The sequence below is a fragment of the Kitasatospora herbaricolor genome, assembly GCF_030813695.1.
GTDB lineage: Bacteria > Actinomycetota > Actinomycetes > Streptomycetales > Streptomycetaceae > Kitasatospora > Kitasatospora herbaricolor.
Genome location: NZ_JAUSVA010000002.1, coordinates 6,638,905 through 6,655,000 on the forward strand (window position 1 = coordinate 6,638,905; position 16,096 = coordinate 6,655,000).

A 16,096-nucleotide genomic window follows, 5' to 3' on the forward strand; every position below is an offset into this window, starting at 1 on the left:
TTCGTCGTTGCCCGTCCGGGTCACTCCGTCGGGGTGCCGTCCAGGGCGTCGGCCGCCTCGACCTCCTCGCGGGTGATTCCCAGCAGGTAGAGCACGGTGTCCAGGAAGGGCACGTTGACGGCGGTGTCGGCGGCCTGACGCACCACCGGCTTGGCGTTGAACGCCACCCCGAGACCGGCCGCGTTGAGCATGTCCAGGTCGTTGGCGCCGTCACCGATCGCCACCGTCTGCTCCAGCGGCACCTTCGCCTGCTCGGCGAACCGGGCCAGCCACCGGGCCTTGCCCGCACGGTCCACGATCTCGCCCGTCACCCGGCCGGTGAACTTCCCGTCCACCACCTCCAGGGTGTTGGCGGCCGCGAAGTCCAGCCCGAGCTGCTCCACCAGGTGGTCGGTGACCTGGGTGAAACCGCCGGAGACGATCGCCACCTGGAACCCGAGTCGCTGCAGGGTGCGGATCAGCGTACGGGCGCCCGGCGTCAGCCGGACCTCCGCCCGGACCTTCTCCGTCACGCTCGCGTCCAGCCCGGCCAGCAGCGCCACCCGGGCTCGCAGCGACTCCGCGAAGTCCAGCTCGCCGGCCATCGCGGCCGCCGTCACCTCGGCGACCTTCGCCTCGCAGCCCGCGTGCGCGGCGAAGAGTTCGATCACCTCGTCCTGGATCAGGGTGGAGTCGACGTCCATCACGACCAGCCGCTTGGCCCGGCGCTGCAGCCCCGCCTGGACGACCGCGATGTCCACCCGCTGGGTGGCCGCCTCGACGGCCAGCTCGGCGCGCAGCTCCTCGGTGGGCACACCGGAGACGGCCAGCTCGACCGCGGTCACGGGGTACTTGGCCAGGCGGAACACCCGGTCGATGTTGCCACCGGCCGAGGTGATCCGGGTGGTGAGCGCGGCCACCGCGGCGGCGGTCAGCGGGTGGCCGAGCACGGTGACGTGCGAGCGGCCCTCGCGGCGCGGCCGGTTGTCACCGGTGCCGGAGATGATCTCGGCCTGGAGCTTGAGCTCCTCGGCCCAGCGGTGCACGGTGGCCCGAAGCGCCCCCTCGACGCCGGGCGAGCCGCCCGCCGGGGGAGTGATCAGTGCACAGAGAGTTATCCGGCCCCGGGTCACCATCTGCTCGATGTCGATCACGTCGACGGCGAAGTCGGCCAGTGTGGCGAACAGGCCGGCGGTGATGCCGGGGCGGTCCTTGCCGAACACCTTGACGAGCAGGGTCCGCTCGTCATCGGTCCGGGGCTGCGGGCTGGGGACGGGCTCGGCGGCCGGGAGCGATGCGTTCATGGTGGCTCCCACGCTACCCGTCGCCGGACCTGCGCACGGCACCGGTCCGGCCCGTGGACACCGCCGTCCGGCGCCCCCGCGGGGCCCTTCGTACCGGTGCCGAAGGGGCCCGTGAGCGCTGCGGGGCGGGCTTCGGCCCGGCGCCGTCCGCGAATCGTTGCCAGCTGGTCACAGTCACGAGGGGTGACTTTCGTCATCGGGAGCCGGGCTGGAATGATTCCCCCCGTCAGTTCAGGATCGTCGACCCCCGCAGGGGGCCAAACCGGGGGACCGAGAGAGCGGGGCAGGCGCGTAGTGCCGCAACTCGTCATTGACATCAACGGGCAGCAGCGGACTCTGGAACCGGGGCGGGCCTACACCATCGGGCGCAACCCGCAGTCGGACTTCCCGTTCGACGACGCCAGGATCTCCTGGCAGCACGCCACCATCTCCTTCAACGGCGCTGGCTGGCTGCTGGAGGACCACGGCAGCACCAACGGCACCTACGTCGGCGGCGCCCGCACCCTGCAGGCACAGCTGTACCCCGGCGCGGTGGTCAACCTCGGCAACGGCGAGAACGGCCCCCGGCTGAGCTTCTCCGCGCCGGACCGGGCCGCCGCCCCCGCGCAGGCCTGGCACGAGGCCGCCACCAGCCGCAGCAGCGCCGCGCCGGCCGCCCAGCCCTGGGCCCAGCAGCCGCCCGTCCAGCCGCAGCCCCCGGTCCAGCAGCCGCCCGTGCACCAGCCGCCCGTGCACCAGCAGTGGAACGCGCCGCAGCCGGGCTTCCCGCACCAGCAGGGCGTCCCGCCGCAGCCCGGCCCGCAGCAGGGGTTCCCGCCGAACCTCGCCGGCCCGCAGGGCCACGGCCCGCAGCCCACGATGATCCGCAACCTGACCTCCGGGATGCGCACCGTCCGGATCGGCCGCGCCCTGGACAACGACATCGTCGTGTCCGACCTCCAGGTCTCCCGCCACCACGCCGAGCTGCGCCAGCTGCCCGACGGCCGGTACGAGATCGTCGACCTCGGCAGCCACAACGGGATCTTCCTCAACGGCCAGCCGGTCCAGCGCCAGCTGATGGGCCCGCAGGACCGCCTGACCGTCGGCCACTCCAGCTTCGTGCTGGTCGGCGACCAGCTGCAGGAGTTCGTCGACACCGGCGCGGTCTCCTTCTCGGCCCGCCACCTGACCGTCGAGGTCGAGCACAAGGGCGCCAAGAAGATCCTGCTGAACGACGTCAGCTTCGGCGTCCCGGAGAAGTCCCTGGTCGCCGTCATCGGCCCGTCCGGCTCCGGCAAGTCGACCCTGCTGCGCGCCCTCACCGGCTACCGGCCGGCCGACCGCGGTGACGTCCTCTACGACGGCCGCAACCTCTACAAGCAGTTCGCCGAGCTGCGCTCGCGGATCGGCCTCGTCCCGCAGTCGGAGATCCTGCACAAGGAACTCACCGTCCGCACCGCCCTGAAGTACGCGGCCCGGCTGCGCTTCCCCGGCGACACCGAGGCCGCCGAGCGCGAGCGCCGGATCGACGAGGTGCTGTACGAGCTGCGCCTGGACAAGCGCGCCGAGAACCGCATCACCGCCCTCTCCGGCGGCCAGCAGAAGCGCGTCTCGGTCGCCCTGGAGCTGCTGACCAAGCCCTCGCTGATCTTCCTGGACGAGCCCACCTCGGGCCTCGACCCGGGCATGGACCGCGAGGTCATGCAGATGCTGCGCGGCCTGGCGGACGACGGCCGCACCATCCTGGTGGTCACCCACTCGGTGGCCGAGCTCGCCCTCTGCGACCGGCTGCTGGTGATGGCACCGGGCGGCTCGGTGGCCTACTTCGGCCCGCCGGACGAGGCCCTGCACTTCTTCGGGTACGAGACCTGGGCCGATGTCTTCCAGGCCTTCGAGAACTACCCGGACCACGACTGGGCCGGCCGCTACCGGGGGTCGGTGCACTACCAGCAGTACTCGGCCGACGCCGACTCGGTGGCCCCGCAGTCCGCGCAGATCGTCCAGCAGGCGATCCGCCCGCCGAAGCCGCAGAGCTGGGGCTCCCAGCTGTGGACGCTGATCCGGCGCTACCTGTCGGTGATCGCCTCCGACAAGGGCTTCATGGCGCTCTCGATCCTGCTGCCGGCCATCCTCGGCGGGGTCAGCATCATGATCCCCGACACCGCCGGGCTGACGTACAAGCAGCTTCCCAACGGCAAGCTCGGCTTCAACAGCGGGGCCGCCACGATCCTGCTGATCATGGCGATCGGGGCCTGCTTCTCCGGGGCGGCCAACTCGGTCCGGGAGCTGATCAAGGAACGGGCGATCTACGAACGGGAACGAGCCACCGGGCTCTCCCGTTCGGCGTACATGATGTCGAAGATCATCGTGCTGGGCTTCTTCAGCGTGGTGCAGGGCGCGATCATCGCCGCCGTCGGCTTCACCCCGCGCAAGCTGCCGGAGGAGGGGCTGATCCTGACCGGCCTGCCGGCCGTCGAGATGGCCGTCGGCCTGATCCTGCTCAGCTTCGCCTCGATGATGTTCGGCCTGATCATCTCCGCCCTGGTGAAGACCGCCGAGAAGACCATGCCGCTGCTGGTGATGTTCGCGATCATCCAGGTCGTCTTCACCGGCTGCCTCTTCCAGCTGTTCGGCAAGCCGGGCCTGGAGCAGTTCGCCTGGCTGATGCCCGCCCGCTGGGGCGTCGGAGCGGTGGCCACCACGCTCGACCTCTCGCACCTGATCGGGCCCTGGAACGGCAACCCGCAGAATCCCGAGTGGGACTCGATCTGGGGCCACAACGTGGGCCAGCTGGTGGCCGACTGGGTGGTGCTGATCGTCATCTCGGCGATCCTCGGCTACGTCGTGACCCGCCTGCAGAAGCGCCACGAGCCCGAGGTCATGCGCCAGGGCTGACACCGCGCTCCCGTACGGGCGGCCCTCCCACCCCGGGAGCGCCGCCCGTTGGCGTTCCCGGCCCCGGCCCCGGCCCGGAGCACGGACGCGGGCCGGGAACGCGGCCCCGGCCCGGCAGTGCCGGCCCCCGGACCTAGGACCACGGACCCGGGACCGGGGCGCCCCCGGACCGACGCGGCATCCCGCGGCCCGGCGGTAGGTTGGCGGTATGCCGACCGAGCCCAGCGAAGCCGCGCCGCCTCCCGCCGGCGCCGGCCCCCTCCCCGAGGAGACCTGCTCCGGGGAGGACACCCGGGCCCCGGCGGACGGGCCGCCCCGCTGCGACCCCTGCCTCGGCGGCATCGAGGCGGTCAGCGCCGCCGTGCTGGCGATGAGCCGGCACCTGGAGGTCCGCGAGGTGCTGCGCCGGATCACCGCCTCCGCCCGCGACCTGCTCGGCGCCGAGTACGCCGCCCTCGGCGTGCCCGACGACCACGGAGGCTTCGCCCAGTTCGTGGTGGACGGCATCACCGAGGAGCAGTGGCGTGCCATCGGCCCGCTGCCCCGCCAGCACGGCGTGCTCGCCCTGATGCTGCACGAGTCCGGGCCCACCCGCCTGGACGACGTCCGCGAGGAGCCGTCCTTCGGCGGCTGGCCGGCCGCGCACCCCGACATGAAGGCCTTCCTCGGCATGCCGATCCTCGACGCGGACGCCTCCTCCGGCAGCGGGGAGCCCGGCAGCGGGAGCACCGGCGACGGCGCCCAGGAGGTGATGGGCGTCATCTTCCTCGCCAACAAGCGCGCCGGTGGCGGCTTCACCGACCACGACGAGGAACTGCTGCGGATCCTCGCGGCGCACGCCGCGATCGCCCTCAGCAACGCCCGGCTCTACGAGCGCAGCCGCGAACTCACCCTCGCCGGCGAACGCGCCCGGATCGCCCACGACCTGCACGACGCCGTCTCGCAGAAGCTGTTCTCGCTGCGGCTGACCGCCAAAGCCGCCGCCACCCTGGTCGGGCGCGACCCGGACCGCGCCCGTGCCGAACTCGCCGAGGTCGCCAGGCTCGCCGCCGAGGCCGCGGACGAACTGCGCGCCGTGGTGGTCGAGCTGCGTCCGGCCGCGCTGGAGGAGGACGGCCTGGTCCCCACCCTGGCCTCCCAGGTGCAGGTGCTGGACCGGGCCCACACGGCCGCGGTCTCCTTCGCGGCGGACGGGGTCCGGGCCCTGCCCGCCGCCCAGGAGGCGGCCGTGCTCAGGGTCGCCCAGGAGGCCCTGCACAACGCGCTGCGGCACTCGGGCGCCGAGCGGGTCGAGGTCACCCTCAGCGGCACCCCCGCCCGCGGCGCCGTGCTGCGGGTCACCGACGACGGCCGCGGCTTCGACCCGGAGTCCGTCCGCCGGGCCGGCCGCCACCTCGGCCTGGTCTCGATGCGCGACCGCGCCGCCGCCGTCGGCGGCCTGCTCACCCTGGACTCGGCCCCCGGCAAGGGCACGGCCGTCGAACTGGAGGTCCCCGGTGCCTGAGAACCCGTCGATCCGCGTCCTCCTGGTGGACGACCACCAGGTGGTCCGCCGCGGCCTGCGGACCTTCCTGGAGGTCCAGGACGACATCGAGGTGGTCGGCGAGGCCGCCGACGGCGCCGAGGGCGTGGCCAAGGCCCAGGAGCTGGCCCCCGACGTCGTCCTGATGGACCTGAAGATGCCGGGCGTGGACGGCATCGAGGCGCTGCGGATGCTCAAGGAGGGCGGCAGCCGGGCCCGGATCCTGATCGTCACCAGCTTCACCGAGCACCGCACGATGGTGCCCGCGCTGCGCGCCGGCGCGGCCGGCTACGTGTACAAGGACGTCGACCCCGAGGCCCTGGCGGGGGCGATCCGCTCGGTCCACTCCGGGCACGTGCTGCTCCAGCCCGAGCTCGCCGAGGCGCTGCTGGCCGAGGACACCCCGCGCGCGCCGCAGGGCCGCGGCGGCACCCTGACGGAGCGTGAGCGCGAGGTGCTCGGCCACATCGCGGACGGCCGCTCCAACCGCGAGATCGCCCGCGGGCTGCACCTGTCCGAGAAGACCGTCAAGACGCACGTCTCCAACATCCTGATGAAGCTGGACGTGGCGGACCGCACCCAGGCGGCGCTCTGGGCCGTCCGCAACGGGGCCGCCAACGACGGCTGACGAGGCCCGACGACGGCCGACCTCCTGGCCGGCCCCGCCCGCCCGGGACGCATCCGGCCCGGGGGCCCGCCGGCCGGCCCTGCCCGGGGCAGGGCCTGACCGCGCAGGGCCGCCCGGTCAGTCCCGGCGCTCGTCCACCAGCGCGTTGTACGCGGCGACCTGAGCCCGGCGGGCGGTGCGCTGCAGCGGGGCGAGCGCCGTCCGGCGGGCCGCCATCTCGGAGGCGCTGACCGCGGCGCCGTGCCCGCCCGAGGCGATCGACAGCAGCGCCGTCACCCGCCGGGCCGACTCCAGCACCCGCACCGCGCGCGGCGGGTAGCCGGGCGCCAGCAGCTCGGAGTGCCCGCGCCGCCGGTACGCCTCCAGCGCCCGCAGCGCCTCCGGCCCCGCGCCGGCGACGTCCAGCCGCGCCAGCAGCGCGGTGGTCTCCCGCAGGCCGTCCGCGAGCTCACGCTCGGCCTCGTGCAGCGAGGGCACGTCGGCCGGCGGCGCCTCGCGCACCTCCGAGCAGCGCCACAGCACCGTGACCGCCTGGTCCCCGGCCGGCCCGAACACCTCGACCTCCGGGACGAGCCCCAGCGGCACGCCCACCGCCAGCACCGCCTCGCCCGCGCCGAGCGCCCGCGTGTTGAACTCGGCGGGACCGGTCAGCCCCAGCGGGTGGCCGGCCGCCGGCAGCGCGAGCCGCAGCCCGGTCACCCCCAGCACCCGCAGCCGCCCGAGCGCCCAGGTCAGTCCGTGCAGGTCGCCCTCGGCGTCACCGGGCAGGCCGGTCACCCGGTGGCTCTCGTCCTGGCCCAGTACGGCGGCGGCCGCGTTGTCCGGCGGCGCGAATCCGCCCAGCAGGGCGTTGCCCCAGGCGGTCAGCCGCCCCGATCGGGGCTCTTCGTACGGATTGTCGGCAGGTGTCACGAGCATCCGGCCAGCCTACGGAAAGTTGCGCGACCCGGGTGGCGTAGGTTTGCCCTGTGCTGCGAGCGCCGCACCTCCTCCGTACCTGACCGGCTGCTGGAGTAGGCTGCCCGCCCGCACCGCTGTCGAGACGAGTGGACCGCACCCCGAGGACCCACGGCCAAGACTTCCTTGGGCAGCCTCGGGCGGCCGAATTCTGCATTGGGGAAGGCGTAGGCATGAGCGACGTGCTGGAGCTGGTGGACGTTTCCGTGGTCCGGGAGGGCCGCGAGCTGGTCGACCAGGTCTCCTGGTCGATCTCCGAGGGCGAGCGCTGGGTCATCCTTGGCCCCAACGGCGCCGGGAAGACCACCCTGCTGCAGATCGCCTCGACCTACCTGTTCCCGAGCAGCGGCAAGGTCACCGTGCTCGGCGAGAAGCTCGGCGAGGTCGACGTCTTCGACCTGCGGGCCAGGATCGGCCTGGCCGGCGCCTCGATGATCGACCGGCTGCCGGCCGAGCAGACCGTCCTGCAGACGGTGCTCACCGCCGCCTACGGGATGACCGCCACCTGGCACGAGAAGTACGAGGACACCGACGAGTCGCGGGCGCTGGCCCTGCTCGACCGGCTCGGCATGGCCGCCTTCACCCACCGCAAGTTCGGCACCCTCTCGGAGGGCGAGCGCAAGCGCACGCTGATCGCCCGCGCCCTGATGACCGACCCCGAGCTGCTGCTGCTGGACGAGCCGGCCGCCGGCCTGGACCTCGGCGGCCGCGAGGACCTGGTCCGCCGCCTCGGCGCGCTGGCCCAGGACGAGTTCGCCCCGGCGATGGTGATGGTCACCCACCACGTCGAGGAGATCGCCCCCGGTTTCACCCACGTCCTGATGATCCGCCAGGGCAAGGTGCTCACCGCCGGTCCGATCGACAGCGAGCTGACCGCCCGCAACCTCTCGCTCTGCTTCGGCCTGCCGCTGACCCTGGAACGGCACGGCGACCGCTGGTCCGCCCAGGGCCTGCCGCTCGGCTGAGCCGTGGCCGCCCGCCCGGAGCGCTCCGGGACGTCCTGAACTCACTGAACTGGAACCGGTCGCGCCCGCGGCCGGTTTCCGTCCGTCCACCTGCGGGAACCTTCCGCCTCGAAGCCCTTCGCTCCCTAGGATGGACACGTGGACAGCTGGATCTGGTGGCTCCTCGCCGCCGTCGGCCTCGGCATACCCCTGGTGATCACGGCGATGCCGGAGTTCGCCATGTTCGCGGTGGGTGCCGGCGCGGCCGCCGGTGTCGCCGGGCTGGGGGCGGGAGTGGTCTGGCAGGTCCTCACCTTCGTCGCGGTCTCGACCGCGCTGCTGGTCGTGGTGCGGCCGATCGCCTACCGCCAGCTGAAGAACGGCCCGCAGGTCAAGATGGGCATCGAGGCGCTGCAGGGCGCCACCGCGGTCGTCGCGGAAACAGTCGACGGGGAGGGCGGGCGGATCAAGCTGAACGGCGAGGTCTGGTCGGCCCGCGCGCTCAACCCCGGCAGTGTGTACCAGCCGGGGCAGCAGGTCGACGTCGTCGAAATCCAGGGCGCGACCGCCCTGGTCGTCTAGGGGAGAGTCCGTGGAACCCGTCCTTATCGTCCTGGTCGTCCTCGTCGTGGTGGCCTTCATCGCGCTGATCAAGACGATCCAGGTGATCCCGCAGGCCAGCGCCGCGATCGTGGAGCGCTTCGGCCGCTACACCCGGACGCTCAACGCGGGCCTGAACATCGTCGTCCCGTTCATCGACCGGGTGCGCAACCGGATCGACCTGCGCGAGCAGGTCGTGCCCTTCCCGCCGCAGCCGGTGATCACCCAGGACAACCTGGTGGTCAACATCGACACGGTGATCTACTACCAGGTCACCGACGCCCGGGCCGCCACCTACGAGGTCGCCAGCTACATCCAGGCGATCGAGCAGCTGGTCATCACCACGCTGCGCAACATCATCGGCTCGATGGACCTCGAATCCACCCTGACCTCCCGCGAGGTCATCAACGCCGGCCTGCGCGGCGTCCTGGACGAGGCCACCGGCAAGTGGGGCATCCGCGTCAACCGCGTCGAGCTCAAGGCGATCGACCCGCCGACCTCCATCCAGGACTCGATGGAGAAGCAGATGCGCGCCGACCGTGACAAGCGCGCCTCCATCCTCACCGCCGAGGGCGCCCGGCAGGCCGCGATCCTGCGGGCCGAGGGCGAGAAGCAGGCCGACGTCCTCAAGGCCGAGGGTGAGGCGCAGGCCGCGGTGCTGCGCGCCGACGGTGAGGCGGCCGCGATCCGGACGGTCTTCGAGGCCATCCACGACGGCAACCCCGACCAGAAGCTGCTGGCCTACCAGTACCTGCAGACCCTGCCCGAGCTGGCCAAGGGCGACGCCAACAAGCTCTGGATCATCCCGAGCGAGGTCGGTGACGCGCTCAAGGGCCTCGGCGGCGCCTTCAGCGGCCTGACCGGCGCCAACGGCTCGGGGGCCCCGGCCGCCGCCGCCCCGCCGGCCGCCCAGGTCCCGCTGGACCCGGCCGCCGGCCCGCGTCCGGTGGACACCGACAAGGGCGCCGCCCGCCCCCGGATCGACCGCACCCGCGAGTACCCGAAGATCGACCCCGAGTGAGCCGCGGGCGCCGCGCCGCCGGCCGGCCCACCAGCTGACGCACCGTCCAGGGCCCGCCCCCGCACCGTTCGGGGGCGGGCCCCGGCGCGTCCGGCTCCCGTGCGCCCGCCCGTCCACCGTTCGGAATCCCACTGGGCAGTCCGCCCCCGCTCCGGCATGATCATGCTCGGACAGCCCCGAACCGAGGAGTGACGGATGACAGTCTGGGAGGCCGTGGCCGTCCTGGTCGCCGGCGTCGGCGCGGGCACCATCAACGCGATCGTGGGCTCCGGCACCCTGATCACCTTCCCCGTCCTGCTCGCCGTCGGACTGCCGCCGGTCACCGCGAACGTCTCCAACACGCTGGGCCTCGTCCCGGGCAGCCTCAGCGGTGTCGTCGGCTACCGGCGCGAGCTGGCCGGCCAGGGCCGGCGGCTGCGCCGCCTCGGCACCGCCTCGCTCTTCGGCGGCCTGCTCGGGGCCTTCCTGCTGGTGGAGCTGCCGGGCCGGGCCTTCGACGCGATCGTCCCGGTGCTGATCCTGCTCGCCCTCGTGCTGGTGGTGATCCAGCCCCGGGTGGCCCGCGCGGTCGCCGCCCGCCGCCCCGCCGACGGCGACCCGGACGGCGGCCCGCTGCTGTTCGCGGGCGTCTTCCTGGCCGGGATCTACGGCGGCTACTTCGGCGCCGCCCAAGGCGTCCTGCTGCTCGCCATGATGGGCATGCTGCTGCAGGACGACCTGCAGCGGATCAACGGCGTCAAGAACGGCCTGGCGCTGATCGTGAACGCCGTCGCGGCGGTGTTCTTCCTCTTCACCTCGACCATCGACTGGACGGCGGTGCTCCTGGTCGCGGTCGGTTCGGTGCTCGGCGGCCAGCTCGGCGCGAAGGTCGGGCGCCGGCTCCCCGCACCCGTGCTGCGCTCGGTCATCGTGGTGGTCGGCCTGGCCGCCGTGACCAAACTGCTCATCAGCTGATCACCGGAAGGAGAACCCCGATGTCCCTGGAAATGCGCGGGATCTGCGAACGCTGCGAGGTGTCGCTGACCTCGGACGGCGCCGCCTCCATATGCTCCCACGAGTGCACTTTCTGCCCGGAATGCACTGCGGCGATGGCCGGCACTTGCCCCAACTGCGGTGGTGAACTGGTGGCCCGCCCGCGCCGCACCATCTGACACCGACGGCACCCGGGAGCGGACCGATGAGCAGAGCACGACTGACGGAGGACGAGATCATCGCCGGCCTGACCGGCATCCCGCAGTGGTCGCGGGTGGGGGACACGATCGTCCGGACCGCGGACGCCAAGGACTTCCCGGCCGCGATCCGGGTGGTGGTCGCGGTCGCGGCCGCCGCCGAGGAGTTCGACCACCACCCGGACATCGACATCCGCTGGCGGACCCTGCACTTCGCGCTGTCCACCCACAGCGCGGGCGGCCTCACCGCCCTCGACCTCGCCCTCGCGGCCCGGATCGACACCGCCCTGCTGGCCGAGGCCCCGGACGCCTAGGCGCCGGATGCCTGGGCGCCGGATGCCTGGGCGCCGGCCGCCGGGCCTCGGGCAGGGGCCGGCCGTCGGGCCCAGGGCGGCCGGGCCGGAAAGTCTGTTCACCACACCTCCCTACCGGGCGGAGCGGCCCGCTCCGCCCGGCGTGAGATGCTGACTGCCGCATCGCAGAGCGCCGGGAGGGACGGAACACATGGCTCAGGACCGTCCTCCCGCCGAGCAGGGGTACTCCACCGACGCCACCGGTCGGCCGCCCTTCGGCACCGAGCCGCAGCAGCCCTGGCAGTCCGGCGAGTACGGGCAGCAGTGGCAGGAGTCGATCCCGGCGCCGCGTGCCCCCGAGCCCTATCCGGGCGTCCGTCAGCAGCCGGGCAGCGGCCTGGACGGCGGCTACGCCGCCGGGTACGGGAGCGGCGGCCACCAGGGCGGCGGGTACGACCCGAACGGCTACGGCGGGACGTCCTACCCGCAGGCCCCGTTCGGGCAGGACCCCTCGGGGCAGGGCTCCTTCGGACACCCGCCGTACGCCGAGCAGCCCTACGGCGGCCCGCCGTACGGCGGGCAGCAGGCGTACCCGGAGCAGGCGTACCCGGAGCAGGCGTACCCGGAACAGGCGTACCCGGAGCAGGCGTACGGCCAGGTCTTCCACGGCACCGGTACGGCCTACGAACCCGGCCACGGGTTCGAGGAGCAGTCCCCGTACGGGCAGTACGCCCCGTACATGGTCCAGCAGGGCGGCTCGGACCAGCAGCTGTACGCCCCGCCCGGCGCCGAGCACTCGCAGGACGGCTACGTCGCCTTCACCGGGGAGTCCGTCGCGGCGGACGCGACGCAGGCAGCCCCGGCGTCCACGCCGGAGCCGGCGACGGACTCCGCCTCCGACTCCGAAGCCGGCCCCGCGGCCGGCCGGCCGTTCCGGGTGGGCCGCCCGACCCCCCGCCCCGAAGGGACCGAGCCCGCCGCCGGCGGGAGCCCGCGCCCGTCACTGGTGGACAAGGCCCGGGCCGCCGCCGGAGCCGTCGTCTCGGCCGACCACGCGCCCGGCCGCCGCACGCTGATGATCCGGGCCGGGGCCGGAGTGGCCGCGCTGGCCGTCCTCGTCGCCGCCGGCCTGATGGTCAGCGGCGGGAGCGGTGGTGACAAAGCGGCCGCCGGCAGCTCGGCCGAGAAGGGGTTCACCGTCGCCCACGCCAAGGTCTGGTCCGCCGAGCCCGCCGCAGCACAGCCCGGCGCCGACGACACCCTGATCGGCGGCTGGCTGCTGGAAGCGGCGGTCGTCCGGGCGGAGAGCACCGGAGTGCACGCCTTCGACCTGGCCGCCGGCAAGCCCACCTGGTCGGTCGAGGCGCCCGCCGCCGGGGCCGTTCCCTGCGGCCTCTCGCCGTCCGTCAACGCCGCCGGCCTCGGTGCCGCGCTGTTCCGGCCGCAGGCCGACCCGAACAGCCCCTGCACCCTGGTGGTGGCAGTCGACACCCGGACCGGGAAGACCGTCTGGACGAAGACCCTGTCCGACGCCAAGGAGAAGTACGCGGCCCGGATAGGCGTCACCGAGGACAAGGTGATCGCGATCGGGGACGACAAGGCGGTCGCCTGGCAGTCCGCCGACGGCGCCGACATCTGGCAGTACACCGGCCAGGGCAAGTTCTGCACGCTCGCGGGCGGTGTCGGTGCGAAGACCGTCGTCCTGCACAGCAGCTGCGCCGACTCCACCCCGGTCGACCAGGCCGTCTCGCTGAACACCGCCGACGGCAAGGTCGGCTGGTGGCGTGGTCTCAACAACCAGCCGCGGACGGTCAGCGTGCTCTCCGCCGAGCCCGCCGTCGTCGCGACCACGGGCGCGGCCGTCACCGACGACCGGATCTTCGCCTGGGGGCCGGCCGGCGACCCGGCCACCGAGATCCCGGTCGTCGCGGACGACACCCGGATCGACGTGGTGCACGGGAGCTTTTCGGCCACTCCGGGCATGTACTTCCAGGACCGGACGATGGCCGTCACCATGACCCCGGTCGCGGGCGGGCCGGTCACCGTCGCCGCGTACGACCTCAGCACGGGCAAGCAGCTGTGGAAGGCCCCGACCGCCGAGAAGGGCAAGGTCAGGGCCGTGGGCCTGGACAACGGCGCGCTGCTGCTGGCAGCCGACGAGCGGCTCGGCCAGCCGGCCCGCCTCAGCCGATTCGCCCTCGCCGACGGCACCGAGACCGTCGGCGGCAACTTCCCCCAGGGCACCGGCTCGCTGCTGATCGCCGGGCGGGTCCTGATCGGCGGCGGCAAGGTGATCGCCGTCCCCGAGCACTCCGCGAACTTCGGCGTGGCCGCCGCCTACCAGGCCAAGGGCTGATCCCGCCGCCCGGCGCCGCTCGCGCGCCCGGTCTCCCGGGCCCCGCCCTGCCGGTGGGCCGGCCGGTCCCCCGATCGGGCCGGCCCACCGACGTTCCGCACCCGGCCGGTGGCCGCACCTGACCGGTGCGGCCACCTCGGGCGGTCCTCGGGCGGATCTCCGGGCCGCCGGCTCTCAGCCCGCGGGTTTCCCAGCCGGCCGCTCGGCCGGGCGCCGGTCCCTCAGGCCGCGGCGGTCATCGACGCCGCCGGCGGCAGCCATGCGGCCAGCTCCCGGACGTCCGAACCGCGCAGACCCAGCGCCAGCATCAGGGTGGCCTGGGGCGTCGGCTCGAACGGCTTGCGGAGCAGCCGCATACCCGCCTGCTCCGGTGTCCGGTCGGCCTTGCGCTGGTTGTCCTCCGCGCAGGCGGCCACGGTGTTCAACCAGCTGTCGGCCCCGCCGCGCGACTTCGGCTGCAGGTGGTCGACGGTGGTCGCCCGGCGCCCGCAGTAGGCGCACAGGTGCTGGTCCCGGACCAGCACCCCTCTCCGCGACCACGGGGCCCGTTGTCGGAACGGCACCCGGACGTACCGTTGCAGCCTGATCACCCGCGGCACCGGGACGCTCACGCCCGTACCGCGCACCGTGCGCAGGGGATGGGCCTGCTCGACGACGGCCTTGTCCTGCAGCACCAGAACCACCGCCCGCTGCAACGACACAGTCGTCAGCGGCTCGTAGCTCGCATTGAGCACCAGCGTGTTGCGCACCTCGGCCACCTCCCTGCGGGCGCGCCAAGGTGGCACGACCGGCTCCTCACACGTCACCGCCGCCGTACGGCGGTGGGACCACTGTGAACGGGCCCGGGGCCGACGAACAACGGAATTTCCGGTGCCGGCCGGGACACCCGCCGGGGCCGGACCGCTCCGGGACGGAAAGTCGCCGGTCGGGAGCGCGTACCCTCTACAACGCTGGAGCCGTACCGTCCCCGGGCCCGATCGAACAGGGCCCGCCACCGGGGCCGGGCGCCCGATCGAAGGAGAAGCGTGACCGTGACGGACATCGTCGACGAGCTGCGGTGGCGTGGGCTGATCGCCCTGTCAACCGACGAGGACGCACTGCGCAAGGCGTTCGCGGACGGCCCGGTCACGTTCTATTGCGGCTTCGACCCGACGGCCGCGAGCCTGCACCTCGGCAACCTGGTGCAGATCCTCACCATGCGCCGGATCCAGCAGGCCGGGAACCTGCCGCTCGGCCTGGTCGGCGGCGCCACCGGTCTGATCGGCGACCCCAAGCCCACCGCGGAGCGGGTGCTCAACGACCCCGAGACGGTGGCGGCCTGGGTGGACCGGCTGCGTGGCCAGATCTCGCGCTTCCTCGACTTCGAGGGCGAATACGCGGCCCGCATGGTCAACAACCTGGACTGGACGTCCGGCATGTCGGCGATCAGCCTGCTGCGCGACGTGGGCAAGTACTTCCGGGTCAACAACATGATCGCCAAGGAGGCCGTCGCCCGCCGGCTCAATTCCGACGCGGGGATCAGCTACACCGAGTTCAGCTACCAGATCCTCCAGGGGATGGACTACCTGGAGCTCAACCGCCGGCACGGCTGCACCCTGCAGACCGGCGGCAGCGACCAGTGGGGCAACCTCACGGCGGGCACGGACCTGATCCGCAAGGCCGACGGCAAGTCGGTGCACGCGCTGGCCACCCCGCTGATCGTGAAGGCCGACGGCACCAAGTTCGGCAAGACCGAGTCGGGCACCGTCTGGCTCGACCCCGAACTCACCACGCCGTACGCCTTCTACCAGTTCTGGCTGAACGCGGACGACCGCGACGTCTCCACCTTCCTGCGGATCTTCAGCTTCCGCTCGAAGGAGGAGATCGAGGAGCTGGAGCGGGAGACGGCCGAGCGTCCGGCCGCGCGACTCGCCCAGCGGGCGCTGGCCGAGGAGCTGACCACGCTCGTGCACGGCGCCGACCAGTACGAGCGGGCCGTGGCCGCCTCCAAGGCGCTCTTCGGCCAGGGCGACCTGGCCGACCTGGAGGCCCCGACCCTGGCAGCGGCCCTGGCGGAGGTCCCGAAGGCCGAGGTCACCGAGCTGCTCCCGATCGTCGACCTGCTGGTTGCCGTCGGCCTGGCGCCGAGCCGTTCCGCGGCCCGGCGCACGGTGAAGGAGGGGGGCGCCTACCTCAACAACACCAAGGTGACGGACGAGGAGGCGGCCCCGACCGGGGAGGACCTGCTGCACGGCCGCTGGCTGGTCCTGCGTCGCGGGAAGCGCAATCTCGCGGCGGTTGAGCTCACGTCAGAAGGCTGAAAACAGCCGTAGGTTGAGCTGCGTCTTTGAGCCCTGGGGGCCGGATCCGGACAGATCCGGCCCCCAGGTGTTTGACGCCGCCCGGTGAGTGGCCTAGTGTTGGACGAGTCGCCTGAACCGGGCGGGTGAGCGGGAAAGCCTAGCGGCTG

The 16,096-nt window shown here is 73.2% G+C and carries 14 protein-coding genes; 11 read left to right on the forward strand and 3 right to left on the reverse strand.

What is annotated here, in order from left to right; translation table 11 throughout:
* Positions 1-20: 20 nt before the first annotated feature.
* Complete coding sequence (gene serB / locus J2S46_RS29185) at positions 21-1,283, reverse strand: phosphoserine phosphatase SerB (RefSeq protein ID WP_191289806.1); 1,263 nt, start codon at positions 1,281-1,283, stop codon at positions 21-23.
* Between the two features lie 294 nt (positions 1,284-1,577).
* On the opposite strand from serB, the gene J2S46_RS29190 reads away from it, so the two are divergent.
* The 3 genes from J2S46_RS29190 (at position 1,578) to J2S46_RS29200 (ending at position 6,307) form a co-directional block, all read left to right on the forward strand.
* A complete protein-coding gene (locus J2S46_RS29190) occupies positions 1,578-4,157 on the forward strand; it encodes an FHA domain-containing protein (RefSeq protein WP_191289805.1) in 2,580 nt (859 codons plus the stop codon).
* Positions 4,158-4,527: 370 nt separating this feature from the next.
* Positions 4,528-5,661 (forward strand): GAF domain-containing sensor histidine kinase, encoded by a 1,134-nt coding sequence (locus J2S46_RS29195; RefSeq protein WP_191289953.1) that lies wholly within the window; start codon positions 4,528-4,530, stop codon positions 5,659-5,661.
* Complete coding sequence (locus tag J2S46_RS29200; RefSeq protein ID WP_191289804.1) at positions 5,654-6,307, forward strand: response regulator; 654 nt, start codon at positions 5,654-5,656, stop codon at positions 6,305-6,307. The genes J2S46_RS29195 and J2S46_RS29200 overlap by 8 nt, the downstream gene beginning before the upstream one ends.
* 117 nt (positions 6,308-6,424) lie before the next feature.
* Here the strand turns inward: J2S46_RS29200 and J2S46_RS29205 are convergent, their stop codons facing one another.
* On the reverse strand, positions 6,425-7,225 hold the full coding sequence (locus tag J2S46_RS29205) for an Rv1486c family protein (RefSeq protein WP_191289803.1): 801 nt from the start codon (positions 7,223-7,225) through the stop codon (positions 6,425-6,427).
* Between the two features lie 212 nt (positions 7,226-7,437).
* Here J2S46_RS29205 and J2S46_RS29210 point away from each other — a divergent pair, with 212 nt between their 5' ends.
* The 7 genes from J2S46_RS29210 (at position 7,438) to J2S46_RS29240 (ending at position 13,647) form a co-directional block, all read left to right on the forward strand.
* Entirely contained in the window at positions 7,438-8,229 is a 792-nt protein-coding gene (locus J2S46_RS29210; RefSeq protein ID WP_191289802.1) for an ABC transporter ATP-binding protein, read from the forward strand.
* Positions 8,230-8,367: 138 nt separating this feature from the next.
* On the forward strand, positions 8,368-8,790 hold the full coding sequence (locus J2S46_RS29215) for an NfeD family protein (RefSeq protein WP_073928754.1): 423 nt from the start codon (positions 8,368-8,370) through the stop codon (positions 8,788-8,790).
* Positions 8,791-8,800: 10 nt separating this feature from the next.
* A complete protein-coding gene (locus J2S46_RS29220; protein ID WP_191289801.1) occupies positions 8,801-9,829 on the forward strand; it encodes an SPFH domain-containing protein in 1,029 nt (342 codons plus the stop codon).
* Positions 9,830-10,024: 195 nt separating this feature from the next.
* Positions 10,025-10,783: a sulfite exporter TauE/SafE family protein gene (locus J2S46_RS29225; protein WP_191289800.1), complete on the forward strand. Its 759-nt coding sequence runs from the start codon at positions 10,025-10,027 to the stop codon at positions 10,781-10,783.
* 20 nt (positions 10,784-10,803) lie between these two features.
* The gene (locus J2S46_RS29230) at positions 10,804-10,980 is read left to right on the forward strand and encodes a DUF1272 domain-containing protein (RefSeq protein WP_191289799.1); all 177 of its coding nucleotides are present in this window, start codon (positions 10,804-10,806) and stop codon (positions 10,978-10,980) included.
* A 26-nt stretch (positions 10,981-11,006) separates the two neighbouring features.
* Positions 11,007-11,312, forward strand: a complete 306-nt coding sequence (locus J2S46_RS29235) for a 4a-hydroxytetrahydrobiopterin dehydratase (RefSeq protein WP_191289798.1) — start codon at positions 11,007-11,009, stop codon at positions 11,310-11,312.
* 190 nt (positions 11,313-11,502) lie between these two features.
* Complete coding sequence (locus J2S46_RS29240) at positions 11,503-13,647, forward strand: outer membrane protein assembly factor BamB family protein (protein ID WP_191289797.1); 2,145 nt, start codon at positions 11,503-11,505, stop codon at positions 13,645-13,647.
* Positions 13,648-13,868: 221 nt separating this feature from the next.
* Here the strand turns inward: J2S46_RS29240 and J2S46_RS29245 are convergent, their stop codons facing one another.
* Positions 13,869-14,396 carry an HNH endonuclease gene (locus J2S46_RS29245; protein WP_191289952.1) on the reverse strand — a complete coding sequence of 176 codons (528 nt, stop codon included), beginning with the start codon at positions 14,394-14,396 and terminating at the stop codon, positions 13,869-13,871.
* Between the two features lie 282 nt (positions 14,397-14,678).
* Here J2S46_RS29245 and tyrS point away from each other — a divergent pair, with 282 nt between their 5' ends.
* Positions 14,679-15,947, forward strand: coding sequence for a tyrosine--tRNA ligase (gene tyrS / locus J2S46_RS29250; RefSeq protein ID WP_191289951.1), 1,269 nt, complete (start codon positions 14,679-14,681; stop codon positions 15,945-15,947).
* The last annotated feature ends 149 nt before the right edge of the window (positions 15,948-16,096 follow it).